Here is a 19,997-nt window from a genome sequence, read left to right on the forward strand (position 1 = left end):
ATTTACAAGAACGTTTTAAAACGAAGAATATTAAAAATCTGTCGATAAAAGTATCAAAATATAGTCATTTTTAGTTTTCATAAAAAAATTAGCTCCCGCAATTAGTGCGAAAGCTAAGCTTTTTGTTTGATTACATCGTCTCTCAGGCATATGAAACTAATCCTCTAGCCGAACTAAAATAACATCCGAACCAATTTTTACGATGTTCTCCCAAGGAATAACGATTTCTGTTTCTTTTCCACCTAAAAACGTTAACATCCTCCCTGTACCACCGATGATAATCGATTTAACCGTTCCTTCCTCTAAATTAATATCCAAATCACCAATATGACCTAACACTTTCCCATCAGAAATATTGACAATATCCTTTGATTGAATTTCAGAAATTTTCAGCATAACAGTTACCCCCCCATCTAAAATAATCTTTGTATCATTTATATGTACTAGGGGGGAATTATATTTATAAAAGCAATAAAAAAGAAGGGGTTGTAACTTGTTTTAGCCTCTTTCGAATGCAAACGCTAAAAAAGAGGTAACCCAAACGGGTCACCTCAAGCTTTTGCATGCTTATTCATTTGTTGAATGGCAGCCTTCTCAAGACGAGATACTTGAGCTTGAGAGATGCCAATTTCATCTGCTACTTCCATTTGCGTCTTCCCTTGGAAGAAACGCATATTTAAAATCATTTTTTCTCGTTCACTTAAACGAACCATTGCCTCTTTTAAAGCAATCTCTTCTACCCATTGAATGTCTCTTTGCTTATCATCACTTATTTGATCCATTACATAAATAGGGTCGCCACCATCATTGTAAATTGGTTCAAATAATGACACAGGATCCTGAATGGCATCGAGTGCAAAAACGATATCCTCTTTGGGGACGTTAAGTACTTTTGCAATTTCTTGAATTGTTGGTTCTCGGTCCCGACTTTTTTCACTCATTAACGAATCTCTTACTTGTAAGGCTTTGTAAGCAATATCTCTTAAAGATCTAGAGACTCTAATTGGATTGTTATCACGCAAATAGCGTCTAATTTCTCCAATAATCATTGGTACTGCATAAGTAGAAAACTTGACATTTTGACTTAAATCGAAGTTATCAATAGATTTCATCAAACCTATACATCCAACTTGAAATAAATCATCGACGTATTCTCCTCTGTTATTAAAACGTTGGATCACACTTAAAACTAACCTTAAATTTCCGTTAATGAGTTTTTCTCTGGCGACGATTTCACCACTTTGTAGTTCTTCAAACAATTGACGCATCTCTTTGTTTGTTAGTACTGGCAATTTAGCGGTATCAACACCACATATTTCAACTTTATTACGTGTCAATTCTTTCCCTCCTTACAGGAGTTGTTGTACAAGAGTAAGTATCTCCTCAGGTGGGAAAAATATGCACTACTTCAGAAACGTGGAAATTGACTTTTTGTCCTAACCATTGATAGATCAAGGCTTATTAACAAAAAAAAAAAATTACAAACCAATTTATAATACTTTATATTATTTACACCATTTTATTAAATTCTTTCCTTAATCTTTTAATAATCCGCTTTTCTAATCTAGAGATATACGACTGAGATATTCCTAATAAATCAGCTACATCCTTTTGGGTTTTTTCGTCTCCACCTGCTAGTCCAAAACGCAACTCCATAATTTGTTTTTCTCTCGCATTAAGCGTATGAAGGGCGTTAACGAGTAATTTACGATCAACCTTTTCTTCAATCCCTTTTGTTATAATATCTTCTTCTGTCCCTAACACATCCGAAAGAAGTAGTTCATTTCCGTCCCAATCAATATTTAATGGTTCATCAAATGATACCTCTGAACGAATTTTATTATTTCTACGCAAATACATTAAAATTTCATTCTCTATACATCTAGAAGCATATGTTGCTAATTTAATTTTTTTCTCAGGATTAAAAGTATTTACTGCTTTAATAAGACCGATTGTTCCGATGCTTATTAAATCTTCAATGTTAATTCCTGTGTTTTCGAATTTTCTTGCGATGTAAACGACTAAACGTAAGTTTCGTTCAATTAACATCGAACGAACAGCTTTATCACCACTAGGTAACTTGCTCAAAAGGTGCTCTTCTTCATCTTTTGAGAGAGGTGGTGGCAATGCTTCACTACCCCCAATATAATAAATCTCGTCGGCTTTTAAACCTAATTTCATTAATAATTTGTACCACATTAATGTCAATTTCAGTTTTAGTTTTACCATGTATGTACCCCCTAAAGTTACAGTTATTACACAATTAATTGACTAGGCTAAACGTTTCTTCCCTTGAATAAGCATCTGTGGATGAAGAATACAATTAAAATCTCCTTCAGATGATAAATTCGTAAAATTTAATCCAACAATAACATTACTGCTATCCAGCTCATCACCGTTTTCCAATGTAACAACTACTTTATCGGGTCTAATGCCAATAATAAATTGATTAACTTGACCAATTCCTCGATAAGGAATAATACAAAGTTTTTCTTCCCAACCACACTCCATTTCGAGTGATTGATCTCCAATCATTTCAGGGTGTTTTGCTTGCTGTACAATAGATTTAGGGAATTTATTTTGAAGATTGTTCATATCTATTATCATAACTGGCTTTTTCGTTAGTGGGTCTTGAAGCTGATTTCCACTGTCAACCAAACCTTTTAACTTTAGATGCCTATCTAAGATAAAAAGATCTACATCTACGATTTCTTCGTACTTTACTTTCCTAACTTCAATTAGCTCAAATCTTTTTTTCGATAAGAACCAGATGACTGGAAAACCAATAAGTACTAATAGCCAACTAATAGGCGTCCCTAAGCCTGTCGATTTCGTTGTTACTACCCCATTCAAAATGACCATTTCGTTATTAAAAAAGAAATGTAATGCAATCAGTCCACCTCCACATATGAAGCTAACGAAATAGAATGTCAATAGATTTTGAATAAAGTATGAAAACCTTCTAAATCCGAAAGTAGTAACAACGATACAAGTCGAGAAAGCTAATTTAAACATCGGATGGTAATATATTGAGCTAAACGGTGTAACAACTAAAAAAAGTACACTTGAAGCAAGTAGTGCTCCTAGAAGGAGCCGCCATTTTACTAAGTTTCGTTTTAATACTATTGCTGTTAATAACAACAATAATAAATCGATACAAAAATTTAGAAACCATATGATGTCCAAGTATATGGCCATAACGGCTCCTTTCTATTTCTTAAAAGTTAGTTCTATTTTGTTATGAACAACCTCTTAAAGAATTTGAAACTAGTATATCTCACATTGTATTTATAAGTCTGTCAGTTTATGCCGATAGAATCGAAGAAATTTTAGATTATTTCCACTTATATTGTCGTCTTTTATTAGTGACTTGAAACATTTAGGGCATCTCATTCTACCAGAATATAAATATCGTCCGCGTTCTGCTACCGCCCACCTTCTTTAATGAAAAAGCCCCTCGATTTCCTTTCTCTTCGCTGTAAAATTCTAATAATTTTTGAGGCTCGTTCAAGAAAATCAAGCGACGTTAATACTTAAAAACTTTTTTCACGCAAAAAAGAGACTAACCGAAAGTCTCCTCTCAAAGAAAGGTTTAACTTAAAGTATAGTCTCTTTATATTAACGATTACGACGATTTCTTAAGAACGTTGGAATATCAAGTGTATCAATCGATTCTTGTTGTTGTTGCCCTTGTGGCGATTGTCTTTCGACAGTATATGAACTTTCCTCTTGTTGCTGTTGGTGCCCAACAATTGGTTTTTTCCCTCCAACTGTTTTAACAGGACTTTGTGGTCTAGAAACTCTCATATTTTCCTGATCGTTAAACCCAGTTGCTATCACAGTAACAATAATTTCATCTTTTAAGTTCTCATTAATAACTGAACCAAAAATCATGTTCACTTCTTGGTCAGATGCTGAAGATACGATTTCTGCTGCCTCATGAACTTCATATAGACTTAAGTTTGTACCACCTGTAATGTTCATCAGTACACCTTGAGCTCCATCAATGGACGTCTCTAATAATGGGCTAGAAATAGCCTTTTTAGCAGCTTCAGTTGCACGATTTTCACCAGTAGCAACTCCAATTCCCATTAATGCGGAGCCTTTATCACTCATAATTGTTTTTACATCAGCAAAGTCGAGGTTAATTAAACCAGGAACAGCGATTAAGTCAGAAATTCCTTGGACTCCTTGTCTTAGAACATTATCTGCTTCACGAAATGCTTCTAGCATTGGTGTGTTTTTATCAACAATTTCTAGTAGTCGATCGTTAGGAATAACAATTAATGTGTCAACCTTTTCTTTTAAGGCACCGATTCCACCAGCTGCTTGACTCGACCGCTTTCTACCCTCAAAGGTAAAAGGACGTGTAACAACTCCAACTGTTAAAGCTCCAATATCTTTTGCAATTTCTGCTATTACAGGTGCAGCTCCTGTACCTGTTCCACCACCCATACCAGCAGTGATAAATATCATGTCAGCTCCTGCCAAGATACCTTCTAAATGTTCACGGCTTTCTTCAGCAGCCTTTTTACCAACTTCAGGATTAGCACCTGCACCTAATCCTCTTGTTAGTTTTCCGCCTAATTGTAATTTATGCTCAGCTTTTGATAAGTGAAGTGCTTGAGCATCCGTATTTACTGCAATAAACTCCACACCTTGCAGACCGTTTTCTATCATTCTGTTAACAGCGTTACTTCCGCCACCACCAACCCCGATGACTTTAATTTTCGCTAACTGATCCATATCCATTTCAAACTCTAACATGTAAGGTCCTCCAATCGATCGTGTCTCGATATATTTCCGATAATTATTGGTTATTCGAAGAAAACTTTAAACCAATTTGATACTTTACTTTTAACAGCTTTCCCTTGAGAAGAATCCTTCTTTTTTGAAGATGGCTCTTTTCTGTCTTGCTTTTCCTCATGTTGTATCGTTCCTAGTGTAGCAGCCACTTCCTTGCCTTGAATTTTACTATTACGGTGAGCAAATTGTATCAACCCAACGCCAGTAGTGTATTGTGGTTCACGTACTCCAATATAATCAGGAATAGCAACTCTAACACTATTTTGTAGGATTTCTCTTGCTAACTCAAGTAATCCAGGAATTTTGACTGTACCACCTGTCAATACATAGCCCCCTGGTAAATCTTCATACCCAAGTCTATAAATCTCGTTTTCTACTAACTGTAACATCTCAGCTAATCTAGGTTCAATAATAAAAGAGAGATCATATTGAGAAAATTCTTCTTTTAAGTCACTACCAATTTTGGCTACCTTAAATGTTTCATCTTTTGAAGATAATTCAATATGAGCATGACCATACTTTATTTTCACCCGTTCTGCTTCTTCAGTAGAAATTCGCATCCCAATCGCAATGTCATTTGTAATATGGTCACCACCAATTGGAATAACAGAAGTAGTTTGTAGGGAACCCTGCTCAAATATAGAGACAGTCATTGAGCCACCACCGATATCGATAAGTGCAACTCCTAAACTCTTTTCGTCTTTAGATATGGCAACAGATCCTGCAGCCAAGGGCTGTAAACAAATATCAGCTATTTTTAACCCCGCTCTTTCTACACAGCGTAATAAGTTATGTAATACTGTTTTTGAGCCTGTAATAATTGTTCCTTCCATTTCTAAACGAACACCTATCATACCTCTTGGATCAGTTATTTCGTCTAGTCCATCTACGATAAATTGCTTTGGGATAACATCAATGATTTCTCGTTCAGGTGGTAGTGAGAAAACTTGTGCAGCATCAATAACTCTGCCAATATCTTCTTCACCAATTTCACGATCCGGACTTGAAACTGCAACAACACCGTGACACGGCTGGAGTTGAATATGATTGCCAGAAACTCCGACAATTACATTTTCAATCGACATGCCAATCATTCGTTCAGCTTGTTCAACTGCCCTCTTGATTGAACGAACCGTTTCATCAATATCCACGATAGAACCTTTTTTGATTCCCTCTGCTTTAGAATTCCCCACACCAATGATATTTAAAGATCCATTTGCTATATCTCCAATGATTACTCGAACATTGGATGTACCGATGTCTAAACTAACATAAGTCTCCTTGTTGTTCATTCTTTGGCACCTCCTTCAATAAATAAGCTTGTCTATAATACTTCAATATTACCCTAATTTTTCATACTTAGCTTTAGTAAATGTTAGAAAAAATTAGGGGTTTTGTTACAATATCGAGAAAATGAATATGATAAGAGAAGGTTAGAAAAAAGTTGTCGAAAATTAACTATGTAGCTTTTTATAACTAATATGTTAATATTCAACAAATACTTTTCATTTCCTTTTTTTTAGTATAAAATTCTTCAGTTTTTAAACTTTTACACTTCATTTTCCTTTTTCTCTTGTCTTGCTGCCCATTTTGAGAGGAGAATTCGTCTAATTACTGCAATATTATTAAACAAACGAACCCCAAAGGCAAAAATTGCTGCTAAATATAAGTCTACACCAAGATGAACCCCTAGAAAAGCTAAACTTGCAGCTAAAAGTATATTTGAGAAAAAACCCGTAACAAAAACATTTTCTTCAAATGTATTTTGCAGGTGAGCCCTAATTCCCCCAAATAGCGTATCAAGAGCAGCTAAGACAGCAATTGATAAATAACTAGTATATGCATCTGGTATTCTAAACTCGGTCCAAAAACCAAGGAGCAGACCTATAAGTAGCCCAATAATTGGTAACCACATTTATGATTCCTCCTTTATTGGCTGTAAATATCGGACTCTAAGCGACTGGTCATAACCGGGTAACGTTGTAAAGTTAATCGGTGTTGATGTCAGGCTTAAATTTTCAATGGCAAAATATTCTACAGATTGAGATACAATCATCTCATGATGTAACTTTTCAGCATCATTTGCAAGCACCTTTATTTTCAATGGTAAATTTGGAATTCTTCTAGCGTTTACATGAGTTACTCCGTTTACATCTCGAATTGCCGAAGTAGAAATAATTCGCTGACTGCCAACTGCTATATCTCTTGCTTGGTAAATGTTTAGTTCATTAATTAGAAATCTTAATAAGTGCGGTGGAACCGTTTGAGGAACGTAGCCAAAATCACTATACATTGGCTTAATTTCTAAAATAATACCTTCCCCACTTTCAGGGGTTAATCCAGCCCGGTTTTTCAAATCATTTAAGGCCTGTATCATAACATCCTCAATATCTTCCTTTTCTTGAAGTTGATTTAATAATAACAACTGCTTTTCAATTTCTTGATTTAATTCTTGTTGTCTTTCTTTTTCGATACGTAAATCTTGTCGCAACTGCAAAATGTCGCGTGTATCTCTAACTACTGGTTCCTTGGTCGTTTTAAACTGAATCGCGACCATGAAACCAATAATTGTCGTAACAATGGCAAATATGATCATCCGATCCTTCACTCGTCTCACCCTCTATCTGATAAGTAAGGATCCATAATAATTAAATCCTTTTTTTCAATTTTCACTTCAATTTGGTCAGAAAGTAGCTGATCTCTTACTCCTCCTGGTAAATGCAGCGAGTCATTTAGCTTAGTAGCATCACCGATGGCAGTAATTACAAATGGGGCAAACGATGTGTTACCGTCTATACGAATAACAGGTCCAACGCACTGTATATAAGACCGATTTGAAATTCTTTGCCCATTTATCGCAATCGCTTCCGCTTGGGTTACTAGCAATTCATGAATAACCTTTTGAATATGAAATTCATGAACAATATAGAAGTTTGGATTTTCCCCATCTGGTACATATTGAGCGTCTGTTAATGTTACTTCAATCCCTGGACCTTTTACTGCTACAGCTCCTGTAACCATTCGAAGCTTGTCCAAATCTTCTACTAAGTTAAAGTATGTTCGCTCTTGAATAGCTATTTCTTCTTCTATTGCAGTAATCTCTGCTTGAATTGCGCGTAATTCTTCAGACAAGTTCCGATTCACTGACTGTTCAAACAAAACTTGATTTCTTAATTCATCTTCTTTCTTCCATTGCCTCTCAGTAATTCCCTGACTATTAGGCGTTTCATTAGCAAATTGATAAGATAATGCAATAATAAAGCCTGTAATGATCAAAATTACAGAGAGAATAACATGGTTACCCTTCACTTTCAATTTCTTCTTCCTCCTCATTATCAAATTGTTCGAAATAAGGATTCATTTTCATATGGATAATCCCTTTAATATTTGGGTCTAGTTCCTTAACTATTGCTTGATATGGTCTGATTTTTTCAGAAAAATGGCGGATTGTCGAGCTCACTTCAAATCCATCATTCATGTAAAGAGTAATTCTTAATGGATCTTCCAACACTGGAGTAAAGTATATTTCAGAAATCCTATTAATAAGGCTTTCCGGAAGGTTACTTAACTCTGCGGCCATTTCAGCTAGTTCCTGATCTGTACTCCAACCAATTAATAAAGGGGCATCTATTGGAAATCGTTGCATAGATGAATCTTCATCTAAGATATTCCCTGACTCCAAGATCGGATAGTATTTTCCCTCAACTTCTAAATAAGCTACTCTAGATAATTCTTTTATTTTTACTTGTAGAGTGTTCGGAAATACTCGTTCTACAGTCACTTCACTAATTTCTTGTAACGAGGTTAACTTTCCCACTATTAATTGTTTATTGACACCCCAAAAGCTTGTCCTTTCATTTAGCCCACTAACATTAATAATTTTCTCATCAGATACATAACGATTACCTTCAATCTGAATATTCTTAACATCACTTAATGGTGATTGAAAATAGACAACAGTAAGCAATAATAGAAAAAAAAATGACAAATAAAAAACTAGACGTCTATTTGATCGTTGTTTCCTCTGAATTCTAAGCTTTGGAATTCGATCTTCAAGGGGTATCACCTTTTTGTGATCCATAACAACCTTCCTCCATTGTATGCTATGTCAAAGGATTAAAAATGAGACTGAAGTCCTTATTAAATACCTTGACAATCTAAAAATCTTAAGTATTTTTTTCAAGTAACTCAATTGCAATACCTTAATATCTTAGCTTCTCTTAGTTTTGTAAACAAGTATAATTAGCAAAAATCTTAAAAGAAATTTTGAAAACGGCATACGAAAATATGCCGTTTAGTAAAACACCTTTTATACTATTACTGTACCATATATGACAAAATTTTTACATTTAAATTCTATTTTTTACTAACTCAACTTCCGTTTCCATTTCAACCTGAAATTTCCGGTAAACTTCCGCCTTAATATGATCAATTAATTGCAATACATCACTAGCCTTTGCCCCACCAACATTGACAATGAAATTGGCATGCATTGTTGAAACTTGGGCACCTCCAATTGTAAACCCTTTTAAACCTGCCTCTTCAATTAACTTTCCAGCATGGTGTGGAAGGGGATTACGGAATACGCTACCGCAACATGGGTAGTCCCAAGGTTGTGTCTTTTTCCGGTACTCTTTATTCTTTTGAATTTCAGCAACAATCTCTTCTCTATCACCTTTCTTCATTTGAAAGACCGCTTCTAAACATATTCCCTTGTCCCTTTGTAGTCTAGAGGTTCGATACGAAAACTCCATTTCTTCGTTAGAATACCATTGGGTCGTACCATCAGGATAAAGAACTCTTGCTTTCATAAGTATCTTTGATATGTCTGATTTATGAGCTCCTGCATTCATGAATACAGCCCCCCCAACGGAACCAGGAATTCCCCCAGCAAACTCTAATCCTGACAACCCTTGCTTGCTTAAAATGGTAGCCAATTTAATTAATGAAAAGCCCGCTCCGACACGTACTTCTTCATCATTTACCTCTAAATGATCTAAACAATCACTGATTTTGATAACTACGCCTTCTAGACCTTCATCTGAAATCAACAAATTAGATCCCCTGCCAATGATGAAAACTGGGACTTTGCCTTCACTTGTAATCTTAAGAGTAGTAATAAAACTATCAATATCTTTTGGAATAACTAACACTCTTGCAGGACCGCCAATTTTCCAGGTTGTATGATTAGCCAATGGTTCTTGCTCTTTCAATTGGCCGATATTTGCTCGTTGAAGCTCTTTTATAAGTCGATCCATATGAACCTCCAAATTTCATTATTTAATAAGCTCTTTCATAAGCTCAAACATATTTTTGCCTGCTTCTGGCATCCCTTGTTTCAAGGCTGCTTGATGCATTTGTTGCCACTTTTCTTCGTTTAGTAAAATATCATCAATTTCTTTTAATAATATCTCCCCAGACATTTCTTTTTCCAACTTAAGTATGGCCGCACCATTATCACTCAATGTCCTTGCGTTTTTTTCTTGGTGATTATTCGTTACATATGGACTAGGGATTAAAATACTTGGTAAGCCTATTGCTGTTACTTCTGCTAAAGTCGTTGCTCCTGCCCGAGCCACGATCAGATCAACATTTTTAAGTACTTCTGGCATGTTATGGATAAATGGTTCAACTTTTATGTTGCCGGGATTCCCATGCTCCTGAACCTTTTCGTTTACACGATCATAGTGGACTTCACCAGTTACATATAAGAATTGATAATCTCTCGTGCTTGCTACTTTTAGAACTTCTAAAAATGCATCATTAATTGGCCTTGCACCTCTGCTCCCACCAACAATCAGCACCGTTTTTTTATGTTTATTAAGACCAATGTTAGTTAGACGATCAACTTCTTCAACTAAAACCGCTTCGGTTGCTCTTGGATTACCAGTATAAACCACTTTATCTTTTGGAAAGAATGAATGTGATTCTTTAAACGAAGTAGCGACTTTATCAACGTATTTACTTAAAAATTTATTAGTTAGTCCCGGAACACTATTTTGTTCGTGAACAATCGTTGCAATCTTTAACTTTGTAGCGGCATAAACGACAGGTCCACAAACATACCCGCCTGTACCAATAACAATATCTGGTTTGAACTCTTTAATCAATCTTTTAGAGCGAGTAACACCTTTTAGAAACCGAATAACCGTTTTTATATTTTCTATTGATAATTTCCGTTTGAAACCTGTAATTTCAATCGTTTTGAAAGGGATGCCCTCTCGTTTAACTAAAGTATTTTCTAAACCTTTTTCAGTTCCTATATATAAAAACTCTGCATTAGGTTCTCGTTTTTTAACTTCCTTAATTAGTGCCAATGCAGGATATATATGACCACCTGTTCCTCCACCACTAACAATCACTTTCATTAAACACACCTCCATTTGAAAAGGATATCTTTTCATCTCTCCATTATATCTTAAATCGGCTATAAATATCACTATTAAATCGAAAAAAGCCTCTAACAAAGAGGCCACAAATGTAGTAATTGAAGAAACTTACGACAATATATTTATCAATATCTCGAATACCTACTTACGTTTAATAACACTCCTACAGCGACGAGCATTAATGTAAGTGAAGATCCACCATAGCTAAGGAAAGGTAAGGTTATACCCGTTACTGGCATAAGCCCAATAACTACACCTATATTAATCATTACTTGGATGGCGATCATACCAATGATCCCAATTGCGAGTAAACTTCCAAATAAATCCGGTGCTCCTAAGGCCACTCGAATCCCTCTCCATAGCAAAATACTAAAAAGTAAGATAACAAACGTCCCACCGATAAAGCCAAGTTCTTCTGAAAGAATTGCAAAGATAAAGTCAGTTTGTGGTTCAGGAAGATAAAAAAACTTTTGGCGACTTTCTCCCAATCCTAATCCCATTAGCCCACCAGGACCAATCGCATACAGCGATTGAATAATTTGAAATCCGGCTCCTAAAGGATCACTCCAAGGATCTAAAAACGAAGTAATTCTTTTGATCCGATATGGCGCTGAAATAATTAACGCGGCAAGACCTCCTAAACCAATTAGGGCCAATCCCATAAAATGACTTAATTTTGCCCCTGATACGTAAATCATTACAACACAAGTACCCACCATAACAGCCCCCGTACCTAAATCAGGTTGGAGCATGATTAACCCAAATGCGACAAGCACTAACGAAAGCGAGGGTAGTAGCCCTTCTTTAAACTTTGTAATATTTTTTTGATTTTCAGATAAGTACTTTGCTAAAAAAGCAATCATTGCAAACTTCATAAATTCTGACGGCTGGATCGAGAATGCCCCAACCCCTAACCAACTTCGAGCTCCACCTCTAACTAACCCGACACCTGGAATTAAGACTACAATAAGCAATAAAAAACAAATAATTATAATAAGTTTCGAGTGTTTACGCCATACCCAGTAGTCAACATTCATAATTGTAAACATCGCAATGATACCAAGACCAGCAAAAAATAACTGCCTCTTCGCAAAAAAGAATGCATCATCAAACTTATATGTTGCCCAAACAGCACTAGCACTGTAAACCATAATCATTCCTACAGTCAGTAAAGCTAGGGTTGTCATTATTAATATAAAGTCTGGTGTAGCTTTCGTTTTAGGCAATGTGGAACACCTCATTCATTATTGAATTTGGGCAAGCCCTTATTACCTATGTGTATGCCTACTCTAAGAAAACATGTCCTTTTATTTTTATTTTTCTAAATCATATACGGCTTTGATAAAGGTTTCTCCTCTTTCCTCAAACGTTTTAAACTGATCCCAACTAGCACAAGCAGGGGAAAGTAAAATTACATCGCCGCACTCCGAATGTTCATACGCAGTACTCACAGCTTCTGTAACAGTGTTGACGATTTTAATGAATGATACCTCAGCTACTTTCGCAGCTTTTTCTAACTTCGAAGCTGTTTCACCATATAACACGACACCTTTTACTTTTTTGAGAGTAGGAATTAGCTCGTCAAATTCATTACCACGATCTAATCCTCCTGCTAATAAAATAATGGGTTCGTCAAAGGCAGAAACTGCTACTTTAGTTGCTAGCATGTTTGTAGCTTTTGAGTCATTATAAAATTTCCTATTATTAATCGTAGTTACAAATTGCGTTCGATGTTTTACGCCCGCAAATGTCGTTAATACTTCGACAATTCGCTTTGTTGTTGCGCCTGCTAACTTTGCTGCACAAATGGCTGCAAGGATGTTTTCTAAATTATGAGCACCTGGTAGAACAATCTCCTCGATTGCAATTATTTTTTCGTTTTGGAAATAAATAAAGCGATCTTCAATGTATGCCCCATTTTCAACATAATTTTTAACTGAAAATAATAATTTCTGACCGACGATATTTTGAGCTAACATCATAACTTCGGAATCGTCAGCATTAACAACACAAAAATCCTCTTCAGTTAGGTTTGCGAATATTTTCGCTTTTGCTATCCCATAATCCTGGCGTGTGCCATGGTAATCTAAATGAGCATCAAATAAATTTAAGAAGACAGCGATTTTTGGGTGAAATTGTTGAGTACCCATAAGTTGAAAACTAGAAACCTCCGTGACAAGAACATTTTCTACAGATGCTTTTTCGGCCACTTCACAAGCTACCGTGCCGATATTTCCTGCAATTAGAGGCACTCTGTTACTCCCCTCTAACATTTCATATATAAGCGTAGTCGTTGTTGTTTTACCATTTGATCCCGTAATCGCAATCATATCAGCTTCAGAAATAATTGAAGCCACTTCTATTTCTGTAACAACTGAAATTCCTTTCTCGACTGCTTTTTGAATTAATGGATTAGAATAAGGTATTCCAGGGTTTTTAACAACAAGATCAAAATCTCTTTCAAAGATAGATAATGGATGACCACCACAAATAACTTCAACACCTAGCTGTTGAAGTTCAAGCGCTTGCAGGTTTTCAGCTAACGGTTTTTGGTCATTTACAACCACTTTTGCTCCTAGTTTATGTAATAGTTTTCCAGCCGCTAAGCCACTCTTAGCTAGACCAATAACCAAAATAACTTTTCCATTAAAATAATCAATATTTTTCATCTTACATCAACACCTCTAAGTAAATTCCTAGTATTGCAAATACTAAACCGACTAGCCAAAAAGTAACAACCACGCGCCATTCTGACCATCCAGATAGCTCATAATGATGATGGATAGGACTCATCTTAAAAACTCGCTTTCCAGTAGTCTTAAAGGAAATTACTTGAATGATAACAGAAAGCGTTTCAATCACGAACACTCCACCAATGATGACCAACAATATTTCCATCTTCGTTAAGATAGCGACTGCTCCAATTGCTCCACCTAAAGCAAGGGAGCCTGTATCTCCCATAAATACTTTCGCCGGATGAGCATTAAATACTAAGAAACCAAGTACTCCACCAACTACCGCTGCACAGAACATAGCAATGTCCATTTGTTCAGTGCTAAAAGCAATGATTGCGTAGGCCCCAAAAGCAATCGCTGCTGTACCTGCGAGTAGACCATCTAAACCATCAGTCAGATTAACAGCATTAGATGCTCCAACAAGCATGACAATAATTAAGATTAAATACAAGATACCGATATCGATACCTATATCTGTACCTGGCACTGAAATGACAGTAGAGAAGTTTAATTGCTTAACAACAATATAGAAGATTGAGGCAATGATTAACTGCCCCACTAATTTTTGCTTAGATGTTAATCCTAAATTTCGTTTTAGAACCACCTTAATAAAATCATCTAAAAATCCTAAAAGACCAAATCCTACAGTTACTAGTAATAATAAATAGATCTCGGTAGATATAACACTAAATTTAGCTACCATTATTACCGTTGTAATGACGATGGAGAGTAATATCATGACCCCCCCCATTGTTGGTGTACCACTTTTCTTTTGGTGGGATTTAGGTCCTTCCTCCCTAATACTTTGACCAAATTTCAGTCGACGTAAAAAGGGTATCATAATTGGTGATAGTACTACAGATATTAAAAATGAAACGACAAGTGTAAAAAACAGTATTTTTTCAGGCATTTAACCCAATCCCCCTTTCCTAGCTATATAGGTTTTTGGCGATCGTTTCTAACTTCATTCCTCTTGAAGCTTTAATAAGAACGATACTTCCATTATCCAATAAAGGTAATAATTTTTCTGTTAGCTCTTCTTTAGTACTATACGAGCTTATTTCTATTTTATCGTTGTTATGCTCTAATAATGCCTCAGCAATCCATTTACCTCGGGCACCAATCGTGAATAGGTGTGTGATTGGCTTTGAAATAACAGTGGCTACTGAACGGTGAAGTGCATGTTCATCTTTTCCTAATTCATACATATCCCCAAGGACGAGAATTCTCTTGTTAAAGCCATCAAGTTGTTTGATTGTTTCAATCGCAGCCTTCATAGAAGTAGGACTAGAATTATACGCGTCATTAATAATTGTTGCCCCATTTTGACCCTGCACCTTTTCCATCCTCATTCCAGTTAGGACACAATTATCTAGCCCTATTTGAATTGTATGCTCATTCAAGCCTAAATATTTTCCTGCGGCAATTGCATATGTTGAATTTTTTATATTATGCTTCCCTAATAACCTGAGCGTAAATTGAAATTGCTGATTAATAATAAAACTTGTCACGTCAGCTGTTTGATTAACATCAAAAATTTTGAAGTTGTTATGATCATCATAGCCACAATTTACTGTTTTTATATTTCCATTAAGCTTTAATAACGGCTCGTCTCCATCAATAATTAAGATACCATCTTCTCGTAAGCCATCGATAATCTCTAATTTCGCTTTGGAAATTCCTGCCCTACTACCTAATTGTTCAATATGAGATTCCCCAATGTTGGTTATAATCGCAATGTCCGGTTCAGCTATTTTACTTAGAAAAGAAATCTCCCCGAAGTTATTCATCCCCATTTCGAGAATAGCAACTTCACAATCATTTGGCATTGCAAGGATCGTTAAAGGTAAACCGATATGGTTATTATAGTTTCCTGCTGTTTTGTGGGTTTTAAAGGTTGTCGATAAAACAGCGTCGATTATGTCTTTAGTAGATGTTTTTCCGTTGCTTCCAGTCACACCTATGACTTTAGGGCCGACTTGTCGTAAATACTTCTTTGCTAATTGTTCAAGTGCTTTCAGCGTACTGTTGACGTAAAAAATTGGGAAGTTTTCGTCAAGCCCCTCAGGTAGTTCCTTCCCTTCCTCCCACAATGAAGCAATTGCTCCCTGTTTGATTGCAGTTTCTAAAAACGAGTGCCCATCAAAACGCTCACCAACAATAGGAACAAATAGGCCATTCTCTACTTCAATACGACTATCAATAAAGACTTGTTCAATTAACATTTTCTCACTGAAATTGCCCTGGCTTTTGATTGAAATTTCATTTACGATTTGGATATTAAAGCTCACTTCAACATCTCCTTTATTGCATTTGCGGCGATAATTCGATCATCAAAGAAGATCGTTTCTTTTCCAATTATTTGATATGTTTCATGACCTTTACCAGCAATCACGATGACATCCTTTACCTTCGCCTTCTCAATCGCATAAATAATTGCCTCTTTTCGATCGACAATCGAAACGTGACCACTCTGCTTACTTAAGCCTTTTTCCATATCAAAAATAATTTGCATAGGATCTTCACTTCGTGGATTATCAGATGTCAGAATAACGTAATCACCAAGTTCATTTGCAATCTTCGCCATCAATGGTCGTTTCGTCTTATCACGGTCACCACCACAACCTACAATAACGTGAATTTCCCCTTGGGCAAACTCCTTAACTGTTTTTAAAACGTTCTCTAAACTATCAGGAGTGTGAGCATAATCAACAATAACGGTAAAGGGTTGGCCAGCGTCAACAGGTTCAAAACGCCCTGAAACCCCTTCTACTGATTCTAGCGAGCTAATTATAGAATCAAGAGAAATACCATCTACTAGACAAGCGGTCATTGCTGCTAAAGCGTTATAGACACTAAATTTCCCAATCATTTTTAGTTGAACTGTCGCTTTTTTCCCCTGAGCACTCACTTCAAAAGATGTTCCTTGAGCCGTAATTTGAATATTCGTTGCGCTAACGTCACATTTGTTTTCAATACCGTATGTAACAATTTGGGCTGACGTCATTTTTTCATACTCTTTTGAAGCTAGGTCATCACCATTTAAAACAGCAATTTTAACGGTATTACTGCAATATGTATTACCTAGTTGAGCAAACAATAAGCCCTTTGCGTTTCGATACGCTTCCATCGTCTCGTGATAATCAAGATGATCTTGAGTAAGATTTGTAAAAACAGCGATGTTAAAATCACAACCTCTCACTCTTCCAAGATGAAGGGCATGGCTTGATACTTCCATAATTGCCGTTTCTACCTTTTGTTCAACCATCTCGGCAAAAATCTGTTGCAGAGATAACGATTCAGGAGTGGTATTTTTTGTTTCGAGCGTCTGATCAGCAATCTTCATATACATTGTTCCAATTAATCCAGTTTTTTTGTTAGCGTCATTTAGTATTTTTTCAATTAAATGAGTAGTAGTTGTTTTGCCATTTGTCCCAGTCACACCGATGAGGGAAAATTTTGTAGTCGGATGATCGTAAAAAACATTGGCTAAAATAGCCATCGCTCGTTTCGTATCCTTCACTAAAATAACTGGAACATCTACACTTAACGATTTTTCCGAAATAAGTGCCACTGCACCATTTCCTATCGCTTGCATTGCATAATCATGTCCATCTACCGTGTATCCTTCTATACAAATAAATAGACTACCGTCTTGCACCAGTCGGGAGTCCATTTCAATTGACTTAATAACGGGATTTGTAGAGCCAATCTTTTTATATTCATATAAACTGCAAATGAGCTCATCCAATTTTTTCATAGTCCTTACCTCACAATCATTTACTTACTATACTATCGTAGCTTATAAAAGGATTTTTTAAACTCCTTTTGTTTAAATGTTGAATTTATAATTTTGACGTGTCCCTCCTTTGTCAAAACTTCAAAATTCAGCATTCAAGTTGTAAACTCTAAAAGTAAATTACCCTAATAATGGGATAGCTACTTCAGCAGTCAAAAGCGCTATCCCACCTTTATTTAAAGATTACACTTCTTGATTTGGAGTTTATAGTTTACCATCAAGTCAATTAGTAGGCTATAGTTTTTAAACACATAGACTTATTTTAATCGTCACTCTCAGTTTTGTCACCTAGCAAAATACGTATTGTCGAGTATTGTTTCACTTTCATTCCTGGTTCAGGAGATTGGGCAAGCACCATATTCCCTTCTCCACTCACATCTAATTTTAGTTCATAGTAAGATTCGTTGATTTCTCGCTTCGTCCTACCAACTAAGTCTGGAACTTTAACTAACGGCTCATCTGACCAAATTCGTTCTTTCTCAATTTGATTTGTTCGTTTCTCAACACCCATTGCTCTCAAACTATCTCCAATAATTTTACCTACGATAGGCGCTGCAACAACTCCACCAAACTGAACCGTTTCCTTTGGATTATCAATAGCAACATAAACAACAATTTGAGGATCGTCAGCAGGTGCAAAACCAATAAACGAAACGATATGGTTATTCTCTAAATAACGACCACCTTGGGCTTTTTGCGCTGTTCCAGTTTTCCCGCCAACCCGGTAACCTTCGACAAATGCCCCTTTACCTGTACCTCTTGCAACTACATTCTCAAGAGCATACCGAACTTTGGAACTCGTATCCTCTGAGATTACACGGCGCTTAGATACTGGTTGCGTAAAATTTAATGTTTCTCCAGTCATTGGGTCTAGCCATTCCTTTGCAATAAACGGTGTATATAAATAGCCACCATTTATCGCTGCTGAAACTGCGGTAACTTGTTGTAGCGGTGTGACCGCAACTCCTTGACCAAACGCTGTCGTTGCTTGCTCTAGCGGTCCGACACGGTCACGACTAAATAATATTCCTTTTCCTTCACCTTGCAAATCAATTCCAGTTTTTTGCCCAAAACCAAAATTCTCTATATAATCAAACAAACGTTCCTTACCAAGACGTTCGCCTAAGACAACAAAGCCAGGGTTACACGAATTTTGGACAACCTCTAAAAACGTCTGGTGACCATGGCCACCTTTTTTCCAACAACGAAGTCTATGTCCGGAAACTTCAATAAAACCCGGATCATTAAACGTATCTTTCTCAAGATCTACTTCCCCTTCCTCTAATGCTGCAGCAAGGGTAATAATTTTAAACGTTGATCCAGGTTCATATTGCATCCAGACAGGTTTGTTTTGATTATAAACTTCAGGCGGGACATTTCTGAAGTTTTCAGGATCATAGTCAGGTCTACTCGACATCCCTAAAATCTCACCTGTATTTGGATTCATAGCAATAGCTATCGCTCCGTCTGGTTTGTAGATCGCTTCGGCAATATCAAGTTCACGTTCAATAATTGTTTGGACATTTGTGTCAATGGTTAATTTCAAGTTTAACCCGTCTACTGGCTGTGTGTATTCATCAGCCAAATTAGGCATTCGACGCCCTTTAGCATCAGAGAAAAATGATACATGACCTTTTTGCCCACTTAATTTATCTTCATAATAAAGTTCGATTCCTGTTAAACCTTGATTATCAATTCCAGCAAATCCGAGAACGTGTGATAAGTAATTCCCGAATGGGTAATGGCGCTTATTGTCTTCCGCAATATAGACCCCAGGAATTTCTAAATCTCGAACCTCACTTGCGAGTTGATTACTAATCTTTCTTCCTTCTGGATTAATCCGAACAATCGATTCTTTTTTCGTTAATAACCCATAGACTTTTTTATGATCCATTCTTAGTACACTTGCTAACCTCTCTGCGTCCTCTGCAGGGTTTTTAATTTGCCTCGGTACAATTAAGACGGAAGGTGCACTAATATTTGTTGCTAGAGGAATCCCATTTCTATCTAGAATTTCTCCTCTTTTTGCCTCAAAAGGAATATTTCTACTCCACAAATCCTCAGCTCGATCGGTCAAATCATTTCCTAACGCAAATTGAACGTATCCAAGCCTTAAAATAATAACGAAAAAGAACAGTAAACCGAAAGTGAAAACGAAAACTAAGCGTCTTCGTACAGTAACATTTGAAACACGCACACACTTATCCCCCTTATCTTAGGTAACATTGTAGGCTCGTTTCAAATTTATGCTTGTACGACGAAAAAAAG

General features: G+C 36.3%; 18 protein-coding genes. All 18 read right to left on the bottom strand.

What is annotated here, in order from left to right:
* Positions 1–156 precede the first annotated feature (156 nt).
* The 18 genes from ACK4M9_RS09065 to ACK4M9_RS09150 all read right to left on the bottom strand — a co-directional run bounded on the left by ACK4M9_RS09065 (position 157) and on the right by ACK4M9_RS09150 (position 19,926).
* Positions 157–396, bottom strand: a complete 240-nt coding sequence (locus ACK4M9_RS09065) for a YlmC/YmxH family sporulation protein (protein WP_409849575.1) — start codon at positions 394–396, stop codon at positions 157–159.
* A gap of 155 nt (positions 397–551) precedes the next feature.
* Complete coding sequence (gene sigG / locus ACK4M9_RS09070; protein ID WP_409849577.1) at positions 552–1,337, bottom strand: RNA polymerase sporulation sigma factor SigG; 786 nt, start codon at positions 1,335–1,337, stop codon at positions 552–554.
* Positions 1,338–1,509: 172 nt separating this feature from the next.
* Positions 1,510–2,229 carry an RNA polymerase sporulation sigma factor SigE gene (gene sigE / locus ACK4M9_RS09075; protein ID WP_409849579.1) on the bottom strand — a complete coding sequence of 240 codons (720 nt, stop codon included), beginning with the start codon at positions 2,227–2,229 and terminating at the stop codon, positions 1,510–1,512.
* Between the two features lie 42 nt (positions 2,230–2,271).
* A complete protein-coding gene (gene spoIIGA / locus ACK4M9_RS09080) occupies positions 2,272–3,198 on the bottom strand; it encodes a sigma-E processing peptidase SpoIIGA (RefSeq protein ID WP_409849581.1) in 927 nt (308 codons plus the stop codon).
* A 420-nt stretch (positions 3,199–3,618) separates the two neighbouring features.
* Positions 3,619–4,767 (bottom strand): cell division protein FtsZ, encoded by a 1,149-nt coding sequence (ftsZ, locus tag ACK4M9_RS09085; RefSeq protein WP_409849583.1) that lies wholly within the window; start codon positions 4,765–4,767, stop codon positions 3,619–3,621.
* Between the two features lie 50 nt (positions 4,768–4,817).
* The gene (gene ftsA / locus ACK4M9_RS09090; RefSeq protein WP_409849585.1) at positions 4,818–6,098 is read right to left on the bottom strand and encodes a cell division protein FtsA; all 1,281 of its coding nucleotides are present in this window, start codon (positions 6,096–6,098) and stop codon (positions 4,818–4,820) included.
* Positions 6,099–6,355: 257 nt separating this feature from the next.
* Positions 6,356–6,721, bottom strand: a complete 366-nt coding sequence (locus ACK4M9_RS09095; protein WP_409849587.1) for a small basic family protein — start codon at positions 6,719–6,721, stop codon at positions 6,356–6,358.
* Positions 6,722–7,414: a DUF881 domain-containing protein gene (locus ACK4M9_RS09100; RefSeq protein ID WP_409849589.1), complete on the bottom strand. Its 693-nt coding sequence runs from the start codon at positions 7,412–7,414 to the stop codon at positions 6,722–6,724. It lies immediately after the preceding gene.
* Positions 7,415–7,419: 5 nt separating this feature from the next.
* Complete coding sequence (locus ACK4M9_RS09105; protein ID WP_409849862.1) at positions 7,420–8,115, bottom strand: DUF881 domain-containing protein; 696 nt, start codon at positions 8,113–8,115, stop codon at positions 7,420–7,422.
* Complete coding sequence (locus ACK4M9_RS09110; RefSeq protein WP_409849591.1) at positions 8,105–8,887, bottom strand: cell division protein FtsQ/DivIB; 783 nt, start codon at positions 8,885–8,887, stop codon at positions 8,105–8,107. The genes ACK4M9_RS09105 and ACK4M9_RS09110 overlap by 11 nt, the downstream gene beginning before the upstream one ends.
* A gap of 268 nt (positions 8,888–9,155) precedes the next feature.
* Complete coding sequence (gene murB, locus ACK4M9_RS09115; protein WP_409849593.1) at positions 9,156–10,064, bottom strand: UDP-N-acetylmuramate dehydrogenase; 909 nt, start codon at positions 10,062–10,064, stop codon at positions 9,156–9,158.
* Between the two features lie 18 nt (positions 10,065–10,082).
* Positions 10,083–11,174 carry an undecaprenyldiphospho-muramoylpentapeptide beta-N-acetylglucosaminyltransferase gene (gene murG / locus ACK4M9_RS09120; RefSeq protein WP_409849595.1) on the bottom strand — a complete coding sequence of 364 codons (1,092 nt, stop codon included), beginning with the start codon at positions 11,172–11,174 and terminating at the stop codon, positions 10,083–10,085.
* Positions 11,175–11,320: 146 nt separating this feature from the next.
* A complete protein-coding gene (gene spoVE / locus ACK4M9_RS09125) occupies positions 11,321–12,421 on the bottom strand; it encodes a stage V sporulation protein E (protein ID WP_409849597.1) in 1,101 nt (366 codons plus the stop codon).
* 87 nt (positions 12,422–12,508) lie between these two features.
* The gene (gene murD, locus ACK4M9_RS09130; protein ID WP_409849599.1) at positions 12,509–13,864 is read right to left on the bottom strand and encodes a UDP-N-acetylmuramoyl-L-alanine--D-glutamate ligase; all 1,356 of its coding nucleotides are present in this window, start codon (positions 13,862–13,864) and stop codon (positions 12,509–12,511) included.
* Position 13,865: 1 nt separating this feature from the next.
* A complete protein-coding gene (gene mraY, locus ACK4M9_RS09135; RefSeq protein ID WP_409849601.1) occupies positions 13,866–14,840 on the bottom strand; it encodes a phospho-N-acetylmuramoyl-pentapeptide-transferase in 975 nt (324 codons plus the stop codon).
* A gap of 19 nt (positions 14,841–14,859) precedes the next feature.
* A complete protein-coding gene (locus ACK4M9_RS09140; protein ID WP_409849603.1) occupies positions 14,860–16,221 on the bottom strand; it encodes a UDP-N-acetylmuramoyl-tripeptide--D-alanyl-D-alanine ligase in 1,362 nt (453 codons plus the stop codon).
* On the bottom strand, positions 16,218–17,690 hold the full coding sequence (locus tag ACK4M9_RS09145; RefSeq protein WP_409849605.1) for a UDP-N-acetylmuramoyl-L-alanyl-D-glutamate--2,6-diaminopimelate ligase: 1,473 nt from the start codon (positions 17,688–17,690) through the stop codon (positions 16,218–16,220). Before ACK4M9_RS09145 ends, ACK4M9_RS09140 begins: the two co-directional genes overlap by 4 nt.
* Before the next feature lie 301 nt (positions 17,691–17,991).
* Entirely contained in the window at positions 17,992–19,926 is a 1,935-nt protein-coding gene (locus tag ACK4M9_RS09150; protein ID WP_409849607.1) for a stage V sporulation protein D, read from the bottom strand.
* Positions 19,927–19,997: the final 71 nt, after the last annotated feature.

Origin of the sequence: Anaerobacillus sp. (genome assembly GCF_046314235.1) — a bacterium.
GTDB lineage: Bacteria > Bacillota > Bacilli > Bacillales > Anaerobacillaceae > Anaerobacillus.

Excerpts from the sequence above, each read along its gene's own strand:
- ACK4M9_RS09145 (WP_409849605.1), bottom strand. The coding sequence starts at position 17,690 with ATGAAAAAATTGGATGAGCTCATTTGCAGTTTATATGAATATAAAAAG.
- sigE (WP_409849579.1), bottom strand. The coding sequence starts at position 2,229 with ATGGTAAAACTAAAACTGAAATTGACATTAATGTGGTACAAATTATTA.
- mraY (WP_409849601.1), bottom strand. The coding sequence starts at position 14,840 with ATGCCTGAAAAAATACTGTTTTTTACACTTGTCGTTTCATTTTTAATA.
- ftsA (WP_409849585.1), bottom strand. The coding sequence starts at position 6,098 with ATGAACAACAAGGAGACTTATGTTAGTTTAGACATCGGTACATCCAAT.
- murG (WP_409849595.1), bottom strand. The coding sequence starts at position 11,174 with ATGAAAGTGATTGTTAGTGGTGGAGGAACAGGTGGTCATATATATCCT.
- murB (WP_409849593.1), bottom strand. The coding sequence starts at position 10,064 with ATGGATCGACTTATAAAAGAGCTTCAACGAGCAAATATCGGCCAATTG.
- ACK4M9_RS09095 (WP_409849587.1), bottom strand. The coding sequence starts at position 6,721 with ATGTGGTTACCAATTATTGGGCTACTTATAGGTCTGCTCCTTGGTTTT.
- ftsZ (WP_409849583.1), bottom strand. The coding sequence starts at position 4,767 with ATGTTAGAGTTTGAAATGGATATGGATCAGTTAGCGAAAATTAAAGTC.
- ACK4M9_RS09065 (WP_409849575.1), bottom strand. The coding sequence starts at position 396 with ATGCTGAAAATTTCTGAAATTCAATCAAAGGATATTGTCAATATTTCT.
- spoIIGA (WP_409849581.1), bottom strand. The coding sequence starts at position 3,198 with ATGGCCATATACTTGGACATCATATGGTTTCTAAATTTTTGTATCGAT.
- ACK4M9_RS09110 (WP_409849591.1), bottom strand. The coding sequence starts at position 8,887 with ATGGATCACAAAAAGGTGATACCCCTTGAAGATCGAATTCCAAAGCTT.
- murD (WP_409849599.1), bottom strand. The coding sequence starts at position 13,864 with ATGAAAAATATTGATTATTTTAATGGAAAAGTTATTTTGGTTATTGGT.